A 16,149-nucleotide genomic window follows, 5' to 3' on the forward strand; every position below is an offset into this window, starting at 1 on the left:
CATTATACTTTTCAATTGTACGTACTTATATTAAAATTTAACGAAAATTACATTTAATTAGTACGTACAAATATAGAATAATCTTGTTTGCATTTTCTGTCAATGTTTTCTTACAAAGAACGCTGTGATATACTGAAATTTGTCCGTATACATTTTGGAGGAATGGATATGTTACCAAAATACGCGCAAGTAAAAGAAGAAATCAGTTCATGGATTAATCAAGGCAAAATACTGCCCGATCAAAAAATCCCAACCGAAAACGAATTAATGCAGCAATTCGGCGTCAGCCGGCATACCATCCGCAAAGCGATCGGAGACCTCGTATCACAAGGTCTGCTGTACAGCGTGCAAGGCGGAGGCACCTTTGTCGCTTCACGCTCTGCTAAGTCAGCGCTGCATTCCAATAAAACGATCGGTGTTTTGACAACCTACATATCAGACTATATTTTCCCGAGCATCATCAGAGGAATCGAGTCCTATTTAAGCGAACAGGGGTATTCTATGCTTTTGACAAGCACAAACAACAACCCGGACAACGAAAGAAGAGGCTTAGAAAACCTGCTGTCCCAGCATATTGACGGACTCATCGTAGAACCGACAAAAAGCGCCCTTCAAACCCCAAACATCGGCTATTATCTGAACTTGGAGAAAAACGGCATTCCTTTTGCGATGATTAACGCGTCATATGCCGAGCTTGCCGCGCCAAGTTTTACCTTGGATGATGTGAAAGGCGGGATGATGGCGGCGGAGCATTTGCTTTCTCTCGGCCACACGCATATGATGGGTATTTTTAAAGCTGATGACACACAAGGCGTGAAACGGATGAACGGATTTATACAGGCGCACCGGGAGCGTGAGTTATTTCCTTCTCCGGATATGATCGTGACATTTACAACGGAAGAAAAAGAATCAAAACTTCTGGAGAAAGTAAAAGCCACACTGGAGAAAAACAGCAAGCACATGCCGACAGCCATTCTTTGTTATAACGATGAAATTGCGCTAAAGGTGATTGATATGCTGAGGGAGATGGATCTTAAAGTGCCGGAGGATATGTCTATTGTCGGGTACGATGATTCACATTTCGCCCAAATCTCAGAAGTGAAACTAACCTCTGTCAAACATCCGAAATCAGTGCTTGGAAAAGCAGCCGCCAAATATGTCATTGACTGCTTAGAGCATAAAAAGCCGAAGCAAGAGGATGTCATATTTGAGCCTGAGTTGATCATTCGCCAGTCCGCACGAAAACTGAATGAATAAAAAAAGCAATGTATGGGTCTCCCCGCTACATTGCTTTTTTTTATAGCTGTTATCTGTTTTTCCAAACGTCAGCGATGATTTCAAACGAACGCATTCTGTCTGCGTGTTCAAAGGTTTCTGAGTTAACCATAATTTCGTCAGCTTGTGTCGTTTTGACGAAATCTTCAAGCTTCGCCTTCACTTCTTCCGGACCTCCGACAATCGTGGAGCTCAGCTGCTCATTGACCATCGCTTTTTCATACGGGCTCCAGATTTGATCCATATCCTCAACAGGCGGTTTAAGCTGGTTCGGCGTACCGCGGACAAGATCAAGAAACCTTTGATAATGCGAAGTCGCAAGGTGCTGCGCTTTCTCGTTTGTATCTGCCGCGATAATGGTGACACCGACCATCGCATACGGTTCGTCGAGCACGTCTGACGGCGTGAAGGAATTGCGGTACAGCTCCAAAGCAGGAACCGTATTCGCCGGTGAGAAATGAGCGGCAAAGGCAAACGGAAGACCTAGTTCACCAGCCAGACGGGCGCTGAAGCCGCTTGAGCCCAGCAGCCAAATCGGCACATCTATGCCCTCTCCCGGAATAGCGCGGACTTGATTGCGCACATTTCCCTTCGGTTTAAAGTAATTGCGCAGTTCCTCTAATTGTTCTGGAAAATCCTCCCCGCTGTTGATGTTTCTGCGGAGCGCTCTGGCTGTCAACTGGTCTGTTCCCGGCGCACGTCCAAGCCCCAGATCAATCCGCCCGGGATACAGTGTTTCCAGTGTGCCGAATTGTTCAGCAATGACTAATGAAGAGTGGTTCGGGAGCATAATGCCGCCGGAACCGACGCGGATTTTCTTCGTGCCTCCGGCAATATGGCCAATCAAAACTGCGGTGGCGGAGCTTGCAACACCTTCTATATTATGATGTTCAGCAAGCCAGTAACGGTGATAGCCCCATTCCTCTGCCCGGCGCGCCAAGTCCATGCTGTTTCGGAATGATTCTGCAATCGTTCCTCCCTGAACAACCGGAGATAAATTCAAGACAGAAAGCAAGGTATCTTTGCGTTGGTTGTTAGACATATTGTTCTCCTTTGCAAATGTGTTATCAGTAAACAGCCCAAAGCTGTCAGGTCATGATTGAAAGAACTTCTATCACACCATAACACAACTGCATTCAGGAATAAAAGAATTTGATTCGATGAAATTCGAACAATGTAAAACGAACGGTTTGGAACATTATTCTGCTCCAAACAGCTCCTTAGCCATCTCAATAAAGAGCTTAGCCGCCAGAGAAGCCTCCTTTAGCGACGGAACAGCAAGCTGCACATCACGGTATACCTGTGGGTCCAATTCCCGGGTCACCACATGCTCCGGCAGCGGCATCCCCGACATGGACATTTCTGATAAAATGGCCAGGCCCAGGCCTTCTCTGATCATACTGATCGAGGTGTTGATGTTATAGACTGTGAAAGCTGGGTGCAGCGTAGCGCCCGCCTGCCTGAACATATCGACAAATGGTGATTCATAGCCGCCGTCACAGACGATCATCGGTTCATGGTCAAGATCTTTCAGCGTAATGGCCGAATGACTGGCAAGCGGGTGATCGTCCCTGAGCACGACAGCCATTTTGTCTTTTTTCAAATGAATGTACTCCATCTCCTCTGTTGGGTACAGAAGAATGCCGACATCTATCATCCGCGTATGAAGCCACTCCTTGACTTCATTTACAGTTCCCTCGTGCAGCACGAGCTCAAGTTTCGGATATTTTTGTTTAAATTCACTGATCAGCTTCGGCATAAAATAAGCCGAGGCAGTTGAGAATGTGCCGATATGGATCGTTCCCAGTTCAAACCCTTTTTCCGCTGCTGCTACCTGCTCAACTTTTTCAATGCCTTTTAAGACTTCTCTAATGTGTACTAAGATCTGTTTTCCCGTATCCGTCAGCATCAGGCCATTGCGGCGGTCACGAATGATCAGCTTTACATCAAGCTCAGCTTCGATCGCAGAAATCGCATGGCTGACAGCCGGCTGTGTCATGTTCAGCGCCTGACCCGCTTTTGTAAAGCTTCCCGTTTCAGCTATTTTCACAAAAACCTTTAATTGTGTAATGGTCATAACAATTTACTTATGCTCCTTATAAAAAAGATTCATTTTATTTATCTTATGTTCTACCGTATCATATGATGGAAAAGTTCTACAAGGAGTGAATGAACAATGAAGCAGCTCTCAAAAACGCGGACAGCTCTCCTGCTCGCATTTCTCGTCATCATGTGGGGCGTCAATTGGCCGCTGTCCAAAGCCGCGCTCGCCTATTCTCCGCCATTATTGTTCGCGGGCATCCGAACGCTGATCGGCGGGCTTTTATTAGTCATTGTCGCACTGCCGCGTATTCATAAATTACGCTTAAAAGAAACGTGGCCGATTTATCTTGTTTCTGCTCTTTTAAATATTACGTTATTCTACGGCCTGCAAACGATCGGGCTGAATTATCTTCCGGCCGGCCTGTTTTCTGCAATCGTCTTCTTCCAGCCTGTTCTGATGGGTGTATTTTCTTGGCTGTGGCTCGGCGAATCCATGTTTGTAATGAAAGTGATTGGCCTCATCCTCGGTTTTGCGGGAGTAGCCGTCATTAGTGCTGCGGGCTTTGGCGGGCATATTTCTGTCATTGGGGTTCTGCTGGCTCTCGGCTCCGCAGTCAGCTGGGCGCTCGGGACGGTATATATGAAAAAAACAGGCAGCCGCGTCGATTCCATCTGGATGGTCGCTCTGCAGCTGACGATCGGAAGCGTGTTTCTGCTTATATCCGGCTTTTGGACAGAAAGCTTTTCGGCGATCCAATGGACAGCTCCGTTTATCACGAGCCTGCTGTTCATCTCCGTATTCGTTATCGCGCTCGGCTGGCTTGTCTTTTTTACGCTTGTCGGTTCAGGCGAAGCAAGCAAGGTCGCATCTTATACTTTTTTGATTCCGCTCATATCAATCGTGGCCAGCTCCATTTTCCTGCATGAACCGCTCACCCTTAGCCTCTTCGCAGGGCTGCTGCTGATTGTCACGAGCATCTGTCTCGTGAATACAAAATCAAAAGCGCAGAAAACTGCGGCGATTGGTATAAACGAGAAAGCTGCACAATAATAAGAAACCCTCTTGCCGGATGCGGCAAGAGGGTTTCTTATTTACTGATGCTTGCGTCCTTTGACCAAATATGCAACTGTAATCAAAAGGTAGATCGCCGCAGTAATGCCGGTAATGACAATTGATGTTGTCATGATGACCCCGATCAGAATGGCGAGTAATGCCACAATCGCAAACCATGTCGTGTACGGGAACCATTTTACATAATAGGCCGGTGTTTCCGTTTGCTGTTTTCTCGATTTTAAATGAGCGAATCCGATGATCAGCCAAATGAATAAAACGGTATATCCCAATGATCCCATTAAATAATTAAATGTTTGGCTTCCTGCGAACAGAGAAATCAATACGCCAATATAGAGAGAAGAAGTGCACATCAGAATCGCAAACATCGGTACGTTTTTCGATGAAAGCTTCGAGAAGACCTTTGGAAGCCTTCCGTCACTTGCCTGTGTATACAAAATGCGTGATGATCCGTATAAACCTGAATTCATAGAAGAAATGATCGCCAGCAGGATGACTGCATTCATGATATGATCCGCGCCCGGAATGCCTACCATTTTAAAGACCATCACGAAAGGACTTTCCGGAACGGAATTGACTTGGTTCCATGGAATCAGGCTGACGATGATGAAAAACGGCAGCAGGTAAAACGCGACAATCCGTGTCAGTGTGCTGCGGACAGCTTTCGGGACAACCTTTTCCGGATTTTTTGTCTCTGCAAGCGTTACACCGATAATTTCTGTACCGCCGTAAGAGTAGATGACGACAAGCATCGCCGTGATCAGCCCTGTGCCGCCGTGCGGGAAAAATCCGCCGTGGTCTGTCAGGTTGGAAAATCCGGATGCTGTATGATCACCGAATGATACAAATAAGAGCAGCAATCCCAGAATAATAAAGATAATAATAACGGTAATCTTGATCATTGCCAGCCAATATTCAGTTTCGGCGAAGATTTTAACAGAAAGCAAGTTTACAATCGTGACGATAAGAGAAATTCCTAATGCCAACACCCAGATCGGGCAGCCCGGCAGCCAATATTGAATGAAAATCGCAGCTACAACAGCTTCAGCCGCAATGTTAAGCACCCACATTTTCCAGTAGATCCAGTCCAAAAAGTAAGCGGCGTAATTTCCCAATACCTGCTGGACAAGATCACGGAAGGTTCTGGCGTTACGGTTTCGAACAGCCATTTCCGCCAGCCCCTGCATAATAAACAGCAAAATAATCCCGCCGAGCAGGTATGCGATAATGACAGATGGCCCTGCCACATCGATCGCTGAGCTGCTCCCCTTAAATAAACCTGCGCCGATTGCTCCGCCCAGCGCCATCATCATAATATGGCGGGACGTCATCGTGCGTTTTAACGTTTGATTGTCGTTTTTCATCCTCTTCTACCTCTCCTTCTCGTTTTCAAAAACAAAAAAGCCCGCCGTCTCCTACCTAATCTAATAGATAAAGAGACGACGAGCCTTCGGCTGACCGCGGTACCACTCTTGTTGATTCTTCATGAAGAATCCTGCTTTTGACCTGTAACGAAGGTTAGCCGTTAAAACATAGGGAATATTCAATCTATTCCGTTCCGTCTTACCACTCCCGGGCGAGTTCAAAGAAGAATCAGGCTGCGTCGCACCACCCCGCAGCTCTCTGTTCTGACCACTTTCTTTTACTGCTCCCAATCTATGTGTTTTAGTTTTCTGAAAAACTCAAATTTTATGATCTGAATATATTAACATAATATACGTGCTTCTCTTTTAACTGTCAATAACTTCAGAGAAAAAAGAAACTGTTATTTTGTCCCTTTTCGAATGGCTTTCCAAAAGGATTCTGACTCGTTTCCTAATGCGTAAACTGAAACACCTGCTATTTTATATTGCTTTGCCAGATGGCTTTTCGTTTGAACAGTTTTTTCGTTTTCATACCACACGACATGTTTATGCTTCTTTTTGTCAACATAAGAAAATGTCATCGAGCCTGATTTTTTGTTGAATGCCGGCTTTGCTTTTTGTTTTTTGATGAGGGATTTGAGCTCATTCCATTCCCTTATTGTGCTGGTACTTCCGTCTTTTACATCCCAGTCATAGCCGTACGCAGGGATTCCCATAATGACTTTATTGGCTTTGATCTTTTTGACTGAAAACTGCAGAGAGCTTTTGATCCAGTTTGTGCTTGCCACTGACCCTGGCTCACCCCAAATGCCATGTTCGTCGTAGGTCATAACTTGTACGAAGTCGGCATATTTGCCGATTTTCGCATAATCATACGGCCAGCTCCAGTCATCATTTTTATCATCGGCGCTTTTGGCCGGAACGGATACCATTGTTTTAATATGTTTCTTGTTCAAAGCCTGTGAGACATATTGAATGAAGTTCGAGTACGCAGCGCGGTCTTCTGGATTTACTGCTTCAAAATCGATATTGATTCCGTAATATGAGTGCTTTTTGGCCAGTGTAATTAACTGATCTGTGAATTGTTTTTTCGCTGTTTTATTACTCATGACTCGACTCGCTAAATCTCCGTCAAAGTCATAAATGGCATCATTATAGTTTGAAATGACAGCCCATGTCTTGATTTTTTTCTTTTTCGCATATGTCAGCTGCTTGCTTGGGGCATCGCCAATGATTTGTCCGTTTTTTTCAAACGCAAATGTATCGGTTGCGATGGCATTCATGTATGTATGATATTTCGTAAGAGAATTGTATGAAGCCGTATCCCCAGTCGTGTAGCCTAGTGTCATTCCGGCTGCCTTCGCTTCTGTTTTTGTATACATAAACAGAACAATCGCAATCGCCAGTGAAACCGCTATGATCAGCCATTTTTTCATCGCATTTCCTCCTATTTCAAGTCATACTCTTCTCATCGGCCAAAAAATTGGAAGTTGAAGTTTTTACAAGCAAAAAGCCCGGCATATGCCTGCCGGGCTTCCTGAGTTCAGCGGTCAGAGACGAGAATATATGCTGCCTTTACTGGTCCGTGCACCCCCACAACTAAATCCATTTCAATGTCGGCTGAGTTACTCGGTCCGGTAATGTAGTTGATACATGAAGGAACAGTGACACCGTTCGCAATGTTTTGGCGGATGATATCACTGGCTTGTGTCATTCTCGGTACAATGCTTGATTTCGGCACGATCGCAATATAAGTCGTCGGCAAAAGGCTGACAGAGCGGCCGATGTCTTTTGAGGAGAAGAGGACAACCGTCCCCGACTCAGCCAATGTAATTTCGCTGAATGTAATCCCTACATTGGCTTGCTCCGCTTTTTTGATATTTTCCTCGCCTTTGTCAGCATCCCACTCCCAGACCGGCGTTCCTTCACTCGGCCAGTCCTTGGTGAGCAGGCTTTTCAGTCCGTATTCTTCAAAGCGGGGGTCTTTCGGAATGATGACAGGGCCTCCGGAAAAGCGGCTGACTTGCTCGCGAAGGGCATCGTAAAGGCCGGTTGAATCCGTTTCAATCAGCTCTGTATGGATTTTGACACAATGGTTTTTGAGCACTTTGACTAAGTCATCCGCTGAATATCCTTCAAGTGTTTTATATTGCGGCTGATGCGCCCACTCAGGAACTGCCACGCCTCCTGTTCTTCTTTCACGGCTAAGGCTGGATGCGATTCGGTTTAAAAAGCTCTCTTGATTCTGAATGGTTCCCTTTGTCATCACTGCTCCTCCTTCGTGCGTTCACTTGTTTCTCTGTCCGCAAACCAGTCTCTGAATCTCGATTTATGCGGTGCCGGGAAGTCGCGGATCTGGGTCCAATTTTTAAGCGGGCCGGGCCCTTTCGAAATTTTTTCGTCCTCTGTAAAAGGCGTCATGGCGGCCGGCGCCCATTTTGAGCCCATTTTGTAAAGCGATAAGGAGGATGCGCCAAGTCCGAATGCTTTCATTGCAAGCTTTTCACTGATCGGCGCTCTGCCTTCTTTTTCGACGATATTCTGACGATGCTTGAGTAGCAGCTCATGAAGCGGGATTTTGACCGGGCAGGCTTCTGAACAAGCAGCGCATAGTGAAGATGCGTACGGCAGCTCCTTATAATCGTCATAACCGCCGAGCAACGGCGATAAAACCGCTCCGATCGGCCCCGAGTAGATTGAGCCGTATGAATGTCCGCCGACATGGCGGTACACAGGACAGACATTGATACAGGCGGCACAGCGGATACATTGCAGCACAGACTGGAATTCCGTTCCAAGGATATTGGATCGTCCATTGTCAACGATGACAAGATGGAATTCTTCCGGACCGTCCACTTCACCTTCCAGCTTCGGACCCGTCAAAGCTGTAATATAGCTTGTCAGCCGCTGTCCGACAGCACTTCTTGTCAGCATGCTGACAAGCACTTCAAATTCAGAAAATGACGGGACAATCCGCTCCATTCCCATGACGGTAATTTGTGTTTTCGGCAAGGTGCTCACAAGCCGTCCATTTCCTTCATTGGTCACAAGGCTGACAGAACCCGTGTCAGCGATGGCGAAGTTACAGCCGGTAATGCCGATATCCGCTTCCAGAAACTTTTTCCGGAGAATGGCGCGCGCATGCATCACCAGCTCTTCCGGTTTTTCTGTATGTTGATAGTCCAGTCTTTCTTTAAACACATCGCGTATCTGCTCTTTATTTTTATGAAGGGCGGGCGCTACGATATGTGACGGCGGATCGTGATCATCAATCTGCAAAATATACTCCCCGAGATCGGTTTCTACGACTTCACAGCCTTCCTTCTCCAGCACCTCATTCAGATTGATTTCCTCTGTGACCATTGATTTAGATTTCACAATTTTCTTCCCGTTCTTCTTTTGAATGACATCGCGAATATAAGAAGACGCCTCATCCGCTGTTTCCGCGAAATAGACATGTCCGCCTCTTTTCGCCACATTTTCGGCAAGCTGTCCAAGATAGAAATCAAGGTTTTCAAGGACATGCTGCCTGATTTCCTCTGATAATGAGCGCCACTCCTCCCAGTTTCCCAGTTCTTCTGCTGCCTCTAGGCGCCGCGTCCGCAGACGCTCCTGTGCACCCGAAACAGCGCCTCTCATAAATTCATTATCAATCCCCTGTGATACCCGCTCTTTAAAAGCGTCAGTACCGATTTTCATCGCCATGATCCTTTCCCCCTCTGTATCCAGTTTTATCTGCTGTTGAGCACTTCGGCGATGTGCATCACTTTGACATTCTTATCTTTTCGGCCAAGCCGTCCCCCGATATTCATCAAACAGCCGCAGTCAGCACCGATCAGCACCTCTGCTCCCGTTTCCTCCACACATTCGACTTTTTCATCGACCATCTGCTCAGAAATCTGCGCCATCTTGACGGAGAACGTTCCTCCGAATCCGCAGCAGTTATGTTTGCCCGGAAGCTCTGTAAACTGCAGGCCCTTCACATGACTCAACAGCTTCATCGGCTCCTCCCGAACACCCAGCAGCCTTGTCATATGGCACGACGTATGTAAGGTCGCTTTTGTATGAAGGGTCGCGCCGACATCCTCTACTCCAAGTACGTTCACAATAAAATCTGTCAGTTCATACGTTTTATCCGCCAGCTTTTGCGCTTTATCGGCCCATTTCGGATCATCCTGAAACAGGTGCGGATACTCCCGGAACATCGTTGTGCAGGAACCGGAAGGACTGACAACATATTCGGAATCCTGAAACGTTTCGATCATCCGTTTCATTGCTTTTTTGGCGTCATTTACATAGCCGCTGTTGTAAGCCGGCTGCCCGCAGCAAATCTGCCCTTCCGGAAAATCAACCTCACACCCAAGCCGCTCCAGCAGCTCAACCGTTGCTTTTCCGACATTTGTTTGAAACATATCAACAAGACAAGTGACAAAAAGTGAGACTTTCATGATGAACCCCTCTCTCATCCCCAATATATGATCAGGTCATCTGATGACCTGAGTTAAAATAACTATATGAATATCGTACACTATTCTGATAATAGAAGGGAAGGGTTTTCTAGGGATATTTTCATTTGTGGCATATCAAAAACACTCCCGATCTCCCAGGAGTGCAGTATATGGTTAAATCCAGCCCTTTTCCTCAGCGATGCTGGCGGCTTCTGTCCGATTTTTCGCATGAAGCTTTTGGATGATTTCTGAGATATAGTTTCGAACTGTGCCTTGAGATAAATAGAGCTCCAGCGTAATGTCTTTTGTTGTCTTGCCTAAAGCCGCAAGCCTCAGAATTTCTTGCTCTCTAACGGTTAGCGGATTTTCGTCTCGCATCATATTAAACGTCAGCTCAGGGCTGAAGACACGTTTTCCCTTTACACATTTTCGAATGGCATCGGCCAGATCGTCAATTTCGCCGTCTTTCAGCAGATAGCCATGTGCACCGGCCTTTACGGCGCGTTCAAAATATCCGGGGCGAGCAAAGGTGGTTAAAATAATGACCTTGCTGACGCAGCCTTTTTTCATTAATTCCTCTGCCACATTCAGCCCGCTTCGAACCGGCATTTCAATGTCCATAATGCATACATCCGGCTCCAGCTTCAAAATAGCATGTAGCGCCTCTTCCCCGTTTAATGCTTGTCCGATGACTGTCATATCCTCTTCTAAATCAAGCAAAGATCCCAAAGCGCCTAAAAGCATTCGCTGGTCCTCAGCAATAAACAGACGAATCATTCTTTTCGTCCTCCAATCATTCTGCTTTTTTAATAAGCGGAATCGTCAGTGCCACAACCGTTCCGTTTTGATCTGAAACCGTTAATCCCCCTTCAATGAGCATGAGCCGTTCCTCCATTCCCCGCAGGCCATTCCCAAACATTTTCTCCTTCGCCGCTCCCTTTCCGTCATCCCGTATCACGATCCTCATTTTGTCAGCAAACTGAGAAATGATGATGGCACAATGGGTTGCTTTGCTGTGCTTGATAATGTTAGTCACGGCTTCCCGCATACACATACTGATAATATTTTGAGTGACGGGAGATATCGCTGAAAAGTCGTCGGCTCCTTCGTATTGAAAGGTAATGTTCCCCGCTCTTAATATGTGCTGAATGTTTACGAGCTCCTCTGTTATCGTGACCGTTCTCATATCAGAAACCAGCTCTCGAACTTGCTTGAGTGCGGAGCGTGAACTGGTTTCCATTTCTTTTGCCTCAAGCTTGGTCCGTTCTATATCAGATGCAGCCAGCCGCTGAATGAGCTGGCTTTTTAATGTAAGCAGCGACAGGGTGTGGCCAAGGGTATCGTGAAGATCACGGGCGATTCGAACACGCTCCTCTCTTTTAGAGAGTTCTTTTATCTGTTCGTTGGCTTGTGCAAGCTTATTTTCAAGCTCAATCCTCCGAAACATAGAACGAATGCCGAATGGAGAAATGAGCATAATGACGAGAAACGGGAGAACAGAAAAAAGCTCCCGAAGCGAGACCGAATTCGCGCTAAATTGGTATAGGCATGGAAAAAGCAGTATAAAGATTAAAGCGCAGAACGCACGGTTAAAATTCGTTTTCTCTTTGTAATAACCAACAAAGTTTGCCGGGAAAAAACCTAAGTATATATAGGTGATATTGTAAAACACACTATATATCAAAATAACCGCCATTTGCACGATAAGCCAATATGTAAACGAAGCTCTGCCAACGCTGCAGAATAACTGGCGATATGCCGCTACAAAAAGGAGCAGCATGCCATATCCGATCCCCTGTTTGACACCTGATTCTTTTAATAAAGAAAGGAACGGCATAATCGTATACACCAGAAAGATATAAGGGAAAAACCCGAATTCCTTCGGGAAAATAGATATTGCCTTTTTCATGTATTACACCGCTTCTTGTTTTCTTCTTATATATTTAGATAGTAGCATGAAGAGCATCATATAAGCGATTAATATCAGAATATTTTTCCAAGTCGGACTCCCACCCCGGACAAGTTCCCACGCTCCGCTCCCGAAATGATAAGACGGAAGCCACTGGCCAATGCTCTGCATCATGTCAGGCATGACCTCAAACGGCATCCACATCCCTCCGCCTAAAGCCAGCAGCATATAAAGCACATTACTGATTCCGGCCGCTGTTTCTACTTTTCTCATGAGGCCGATTAGTGTGCCTAATGCTAAAAAAGGCAATGCGCCAAACAAAATCCACAGTCCGCTCATCATCCATTCAAACGGTGACAAGGCAATATCATTGATGATTGCGCCGAACAGAAATATGACGGTAATCGATAAAACGTGAATGACACTTTGGCCGATCATCTGAGCTGATAAATAGATATGATCCGGAAGAGGCGTAAGGCGGATAAAGGCGGTCCAGCCTTGTGACCGCTCTTGTACCATTCGGATGCCAAGCGTCATGATAGAGGAACCCATCACGCTGAAGACTGTCATCGACATCAGGTAATGGGCTTCCCATGCACGTTGATCAGGGACGTTGGTATTCACTACATTTGTAAAGAAATAATAAAAGGCAATCGGCATGATCAGAGACCAAAGCACAAAGTACTTGTTCCTAATCACCCTTTTCATTTCAGCGATGCTTTGCTTTTGCAGCATGTTCACTCACATCGCCTCCCTGTTGCCGTCAGCCAGCTGGCGAAATGCCTCATCGAGCGTCGCTTGCTCAATTCGAATATCTCGTGCTGGGATGTTTTCTTGAAAGATCAGCGCCAACACTTTATCTGTATTTGATGTCTGGATGATGGTTCTCTCATGCTCATGGATCACTCTCTCGACTTCCGGGTGACAAGACAGCCTTTCCAATGATTCACTTGAATGAAGCGTAAAGGAAACAGACTGTTTTTGAATTCTTGAGCGGATTTGCATTGGTGAGTCGTCTGCAACAAGCCGTCCTTCAGTAAAAAATAGGATTCGCTGTGCGGCATCGTCTGCTTCTTGTAAATAATGAGTTGAAAAAATAATTGTTTTTCCTTGGTCCGACAGTCCGTGAATGGTCTGCCAGAATCGATGTCTTGATGAAGTATCCATGCCGACTGTCGGTTCATCAAGTATAAGCAGCTCCGGGTTCCCGGCAAGAGCCAAAGCAAAGCTCAAACGGCGTTTTTGTCCGCCGGATAATTTTTCTGCTCTTGTTTTCAAATCTTCTTTGGTGAGTGCTGTTAACGAAACGAGTTCTTTCATGGACAATGGATTCGGATAATAGCTCCGGAAGAGTTCAAGGATTTCATCCACCTTAAGGCCCGGCATGACACTTACTTCCTGAAGCATTACACCTATTTTTTCACGAACCTGTTGATCATCGGGAACCCGGTTAAATAGTTTGATTTCTCCCTCATTCGGTTTCAGCAATCCTAATATCATAGAGATGACGGTCGTCTTCCCTGCCCCATTTGGCCCGAGAATGGCTGCAATTTCTCCTTTTTCAATACTGAAGCTGATGTGGTTTACAGCGGTTTTTCGATGGAAATGTTTTGTCACGTTGCTTACTGTTATTGCTTCTTTCATCACATGAGCACCTCCTGATCGTTTACATTGATTGTAAAATGACGGAGAAGACGATGTTAGTATGGGGTGTCATGATGATGGAGTGACAAATGTCATTTTTTTTCTCACCCCGGTGTCTAGGTAATCCTCCTCCTGAATCTTCCAATTCATCCATCTTTTCTATCTCCCATGTCCTCTTTCTTTTAAACTGCTGTGACATTCATAGAAAGATACACTCTTCAAACCATCCGAGTGTTATGATAGAAATATTGAACTTTATATTACTTTCCGGCTGAAAGGAGCCAATCATGAACGAAGCGATTTTGTCTAGAAATCATGTGAAGGTGAAAGGCAGCGGCAAAGCATCTATCATGTTCGCACCTGGTTTTGGATGCGATCAAAGCGTGTGGAATGCCGTGGCACCTGCCTTTGAAGAAGATCATCGGGTGATTTTATTTGATTACGTCGGTTCGGGACATTCAGATTTGCGCGCATATGACATGAATCGTTACCAGACACTTGACGGCTATGCCCAGGATGTTCTTGATGTTTGTGAAGCTTTAGATCTGAAGGAAACCGTGTTTGTGGGGCACTCCGTCGGGGCCTTGATTGGGATGCTTGCATCCATCCGCCGCCCGGAGCTTTTTTCCCATCTGGTGATGGTGGGGCCTTCTCCTTGCTATTTGAATGATCCGCCTGAGTATTACGGAGGATTTGAAGAGGAGCAGCTCCTTGGCTTGCTGGAGATGATGGAGAAAAATTATATCGGCTGGGCAACTGTATTTGCGGCAACCGTTCTGAATCAGCCAGATCGGCCTGAAATTAAGGAAGAGCTTGAAAGCCGTTTTTGTTCTACTGATCCTGTCATTGCCCGCCAATTCGCGAAAGCGGCGTTTTTTTCTGATCACCGAGAGGATCTTTCGAAGGTAACGGTTCCCTCTCTTATTCTCCAATGTGCAGATGATATCATCGCACCTGCAACAGTAGGTAAGTATATGCATCAGCATCTGCCTTATAGCAGTCTGAAACAAATGGAGGCTCGCGGACATTGCCCTCATATGAGCCATCCAGATGAGACGATACAGCTGATCGGCGATTATTTAAAAGCACACGTGTGATATAGGAACGAAAGGGATAGAGGTGACCCTCTTAGATGGACAAACAATTGAATGATGCACCATGCGGTTTCCTCGCTTTGTCAGAAGAGGGGTCGATCATAGCTGCCAACCGCACCCTTATCAAGATTCTGGATTATGAACCGGAGCAGGTTATCGGCCAGCACATGAATATGATGTTGACCATTCCCGCGCAGCTTTTCTGCCAGCTTTATTTTTTTCCGCTTTTGAAATTGGAGCATCACATCGAAGAAATATACATTTCCCTGAAAGCAAGAGATGGAGAAGAAATTCCCGTCCTTATCAATGCTATTGCGAGACACGATAGCGGGGCTTCTGTCTTTGATTGTGTTCTGATTCCAATGCGAAAGCGAAATGAATATGAAAATGAGCTGCTGATAGCCAGAAATGAGGCTCAGGAAGCTTTGCTTGCCAAACAGAAAGCCAATGCGGAGTTAGAAATTGCCTTGGAAACGCTGAAAGCAAAACAAGAAGAACTTCTTGAGATCAATAAACAAAATCAACAATTTAAATTAAACACCAAAAGAGAGCTTGAACTCGCCAGAAAGATCCAGAAAAACTCGTTGACTGAACCGATTGTAAACGATCAGGTTCAGATTGACTCTTATTACAACGCATCGAGTGAATTGTCAGGTGATCTTTACGGATATTATCAAATCGATGAACACCGTTACGGCATTATTATCCTTGATGTGATGGGGCACGGAATTTCATCTGCATTGATTACGATGTCTCTTCATCCTTTGTTCCAGCGCCAGATCACGCAAGGTCTCAGCCCCGTTAAAGTTATGAAGGAATTGGACCGGCACCTTCACAGCTTGTTTCAAAATGATGAGGAAGCAAGACATTATTGCACTGCTATTTATCTCGAGATTGATATAGCACGGCAAAGAATTGATTATGTCAACGCAGGGCATCCGCCGGCACTTTGGCAGGACGATAGCGGAACTCAACATCTGCTTCACGCGACTTCACCTCCGATCGGGTTGTTTGAAGACTTAGAGTTTCAGTCAAGCAGCCTTTCATACACGGAGGATGGAAGATTGCTTCTGTATACGGATGGCGTGATGGATCCTACGGCTTCATGTTATTTATTTGATTTACTAAAGGATCATCCTGATTCGCCAATCGCTGACCTGAAGGAGAAAATCCTTACATCACTGCAGCATCAAAAGGAAGCTCATCATAAGAGTGATGACGAATGTTTTATATTAGTTGATGTAAAATAAAATGATCCATGAGACATAACAATGATTTGTTACATCTCATGGATTTTTTT

At 45.6% G+C, this 16,149-nt stretch carries 16 protein-coding genes and 1 other annotated feature; of the genes, 4 read left to right on the top strand and 12 right to left on the bottom strand.

Annotated features, from left to right (window positions below; translation table 11 throughout):
- Positions 1-168: 168 nt before the first annotated feature.
- Positions 169-1,257, top strand: coding sequence for an arabinose utilization transcriptional regulator AraR (araR, locus tag MHH82_RS33090; protein WP_003243070.1), 1,089 nt, complete (start codon positions 169-171; stop codon positions 1,255-1,257).
- 49 nt (positions 1,258-1,306) lie between these two features.
- On the opposite strand, the gene MHH82_RS33095 is transcribed toward araR, so the two are convergent.
- On the bottom strand, positions 1,307-2,317 hold the full coding sequence (locus MHH82_RS33095) for an LLM class flavin-dependent oxidoreductase (RefSeq protein ID WP_064671577.1): 1,011 nt from the start codon (positions 2,315-2,317) through the stop codon (positions 1,307-1,309).
- A gap of 156 nt (positions 2,318-2,473) precedes the next feature.
- The gene (locus MHH82_RS33100; protein WP_049140435.1) at positions 2,474-3,352 is read right to left on the bottom strand and encodes a LysR family transcriptional regulator; all 879 of its coding nucleotides are present in this window, start codon (positions 3,350-3,352) and stop codon (positions 2,474-2,476) included.
- A 99-nt stretch (positions 3,353-3,451) separates the two neighbouring features.
- Between MHH82_RS33100 and MHH82_RS33105 the strand changes: the two genes are divergently transcribed.
- Positions 3,452-4,369, top strand: coding sequence for a DMT family transporter (locus MHH82_RS33105; protein ID WP_072175072.1), 918 nt, complete (start codon positions 3,452-3,454; stop codon positions 4,367-4,369).
- A 41-nt stretch (positions 4,370-4,410) separates the two neighbouring features.
- Here MHH82_RS33105 and MHH82_RS33110 read toward each other — a convergent pair whose 3' ends face one another.
- The 10 genes from MHH82_RS33110 to MHH82_RS33155 form a co-directional block, all read right to left on the bottom strand.
- Positions 4,411-5,754, bottom strand: a complete 1,344-nt coding sequence (locus MHH82_RS33110) for an amino acid permease (RefSeq protein WP_003228313.1) — start codon at positions 5,752-5,754, stop codon at positions 4,411-4,413.
- 68 nt (positions 5,755-5,822) lie between these two features.
- Positions 5,823-6,058: a binding site (T-box leader), on the bottom strand.
- Between the two features lie 97 nt (positions 6,059-6,155).
- On the bottom strand, positions 6,156-7,190 hold the full coding sequence (locus MHH82_RS33115) for a glycosyl hydrolase family 18 protein (RefSeq protein WP_038829398.1): 1,035 nt from the start codon (positions 7,188-7,190) through the stop codon (positions 6,156-6,158).
- 107 nt (positions 7,191-7,297) lie between these two features.
- Positions 7,298-8,020 (bottom strand): lactate utilization protein LutC, encoded by a 723-nt coding sequence (gene lutC, locus MHH82_RS33120; RefSeq protein WP_021480629.1) that lies wholly within the window; start codon positions 8,018-8,020, stop codon positions 7,298-7,300.
- A complete protein-coding gene (lutB, locus tag MHH82_RS33125) occupies positions 8,020-9,459 on the bottom strand; it encodes a lactate utilization iron-sulfur protein LutB (RefSeq protein ID WP_041850520.1) in 1,440 nt (479 codons plus the stop codon). The genes lutC and lutB overlap by 1 nt, the downstream gene beginning before the upstream one ends.
- A gap of 26 nt (positions 9,460-9,485) precedes the next feature.
- Positions 9,486-10,202, bottom strand: coding sequence for a lactate utilization iron-sulfur protein LutA (gene lutA, locus MHH82_RS33130; RefSeq protein ID WP_024573483.1), 717 nt, complete (start codon positions 10,200-10,202; stop codon positions 9,486-9,488).
- A 174-nt stretch (positions 10,203-10,376) separates the two neighbouring features.
- Positions 10,377-10,979, bottom strand: coding sequence for a two-component system response regulator YvfU (gene yvfU, locus MHH82_RS33135; protein WP_049140436.1), 603 nt, complete (start codon positions 10,977-10,979; stop codon positions 10,377-10,379).
- A 16-nt stretch (positions 10,980-10,995) separates the two neighbouring features.
- Positions 10,996-12,111: a two-component system sensor histidine kinase YvfT gene (gene yvfT, locus MHH82_RS33140; RefSeq protein WP_139026564.1), complete on the bottom strand. Its 1,116-nt coding sequence runs from the start codon at positions 12,109-12,111 to the stop codon at positions 10,996-10,998.
- Positions 12,112-12,114: 3 nt separating this feature from the next.
- On the bottom strand, positions 12,115-12,852 hold the full coding sequence (locus MHH82_RS33145) for an ABC transporter permease (protein ID WP_038829404.1): 738 nt from the start codon (positions 12,850-12,852) through the stop codon (positions 12,115-12,117).
- The gene (locus MHH82_RS33150; protein ID WP_072175073.1) at positions 12,853-13,758 is read right to left on the bottom strand and encodes an ABC transporter ATP-binding protein; all 906 of its coding nucleotides are present in this window, start codon (positions 13,756-13,758) and stop codon (positions 12,853-12,855) included. It lies immediately after the preceding gene.
- 19 nt (positions 13,759-13,777) lie between these two features.
- Positions 13,778-13,909, bottom strand: a complete 132-nt coding sequence (locus MHH82_RS33155) for a hypothetical protein (protein WP_269450162.1) — start codon at positions 13,907-13,909, stop codon at positions 13,778-13,780.
- A gap of 133 nt (positions 13,910-14,042) precedes the next feature.
- Between MHH82_RS33155 and rsbQ the strand changes: the two genes are divergently transcribed.
- Positions 14,043-14,852, top strand: coding sequence for a sigma factor SigB/phosphatase RsbP regulator RsbQ (rsbQ, locus tag MHH82_RS33160; RefSeq protein ID WP_038829406.1), 810 nt, complete (start codon positions 14,043-14,045; stop codon positions 14,850-14,852).
- A gap of 35 nt (positions 14,853-14,887) precedes the next feature.
- On the top strand, positions 14,888-16,099 hold the full coding sequence (rsbP, locus tag MHH82_RS33165) for a phosphoserine phosphatase RsbP (protein ID WP_041850517.1): 1,212 nt from the start codon (positions 14,888-14,890) through the stop codon (positions 16,097-16,099).
- The last annotated feature ends 50 nt before the right edge of the window (positions 16,100-16,149 follow it).

The organism is Bacillus sp. FSL K6-6540 (assembly GCF_038007545.1).

Coding starts and splice junctions, on each gene's coding strand:
- araR (WP_003243070.1), top strand. CDS start 169: ATGTTACCAAAATACGCGCAAGTAAAAGAAGAAATCAGTTCATGGATT.
- MHH82_RS33095 (WP_064671577.1), bottom strand. CDS start 2,317: ATGTCTAACAACCAACGCAAAGATACCTTGCTTTCTGTCTTGAATTTA.
- MHH82_RS33100 (WP_049140435.1), bottom strand. CDS start 3,352: ATGACCATTACACAATTAAAGGTTTTTGTGAAAATAGCTGAAACGGGA.
- MHH82_RS33105 (WP_072175072.1), top strand. CDS start 3,452: ATGAAGCAGCTCTCAAAAACGCGGACAGCTCTCCTGCTCGCATTTCTC.
- lutA (WP_024573483.1), bottom strand. CDS start 10,202: ATGAAAGTCTCACTTTTTGTCACTTGTCTTGTTGATATGTTTCAAACA.
- yvfU (WP_049140436.1), bottom strand. CDS start 10,979: ATGATTCGTCTGTTTATTGCTGAGGACCAGCGAATGCTTTTAGGCGCT.
- rsbQ (WP_038829406.1), top strand. CDS start 14,043: ATGAACGAAGCGATTTTGTCTAGAAATCATGTGAAGGTGAAAGGCAGC.
- yvfT (WP_139026564.1), bottom strand. CDS start 12,111: ATGAAAAAGGCAATATCTATTTTCCCGAAGGAATTCGGGTTTTTCCCT.
- lutB (WP_041850520.1), bottom strand. CDS start 9,459: ATGGCGATGAAAATCGGTACTGACGCTTTTAAAGAGCGGGTATCACAG.
- MHH82_RS33110 (WP_003228313.1), bottom strand. CDS start 5,754: ATGAAAAACGACAATCAAACGTTAAAACGCACGATGACGTCCCGCCAT.
- lutC (WP_021480629.1), bottom strand. CDS start 8,020: ATGACAAAGGGAACCATTCAGAATCAAGAGAGCTTTTTAAACCGAATC.
- MHH82_RS33115 (WP_038829398.1), bottom strand. CDS start 7,190: ATGAAAAAATGGCTGATCATAGCGGTTTCACTGGCGATTGCGATTGTT.
- rsbP (WP_041850517.1), top strand. CDS start 14,888: ATGGACAAACAATTGAATGATGCACCATGCGGTTTCCTCGCTTTGTCA.
- MHH82_RS33155 (WP_269450162.1), bottom strand. CDS start 13,909: ATGGATGAATTGGAAGATTCAGGAGGAGGATTACCTAGACACCGGGGT.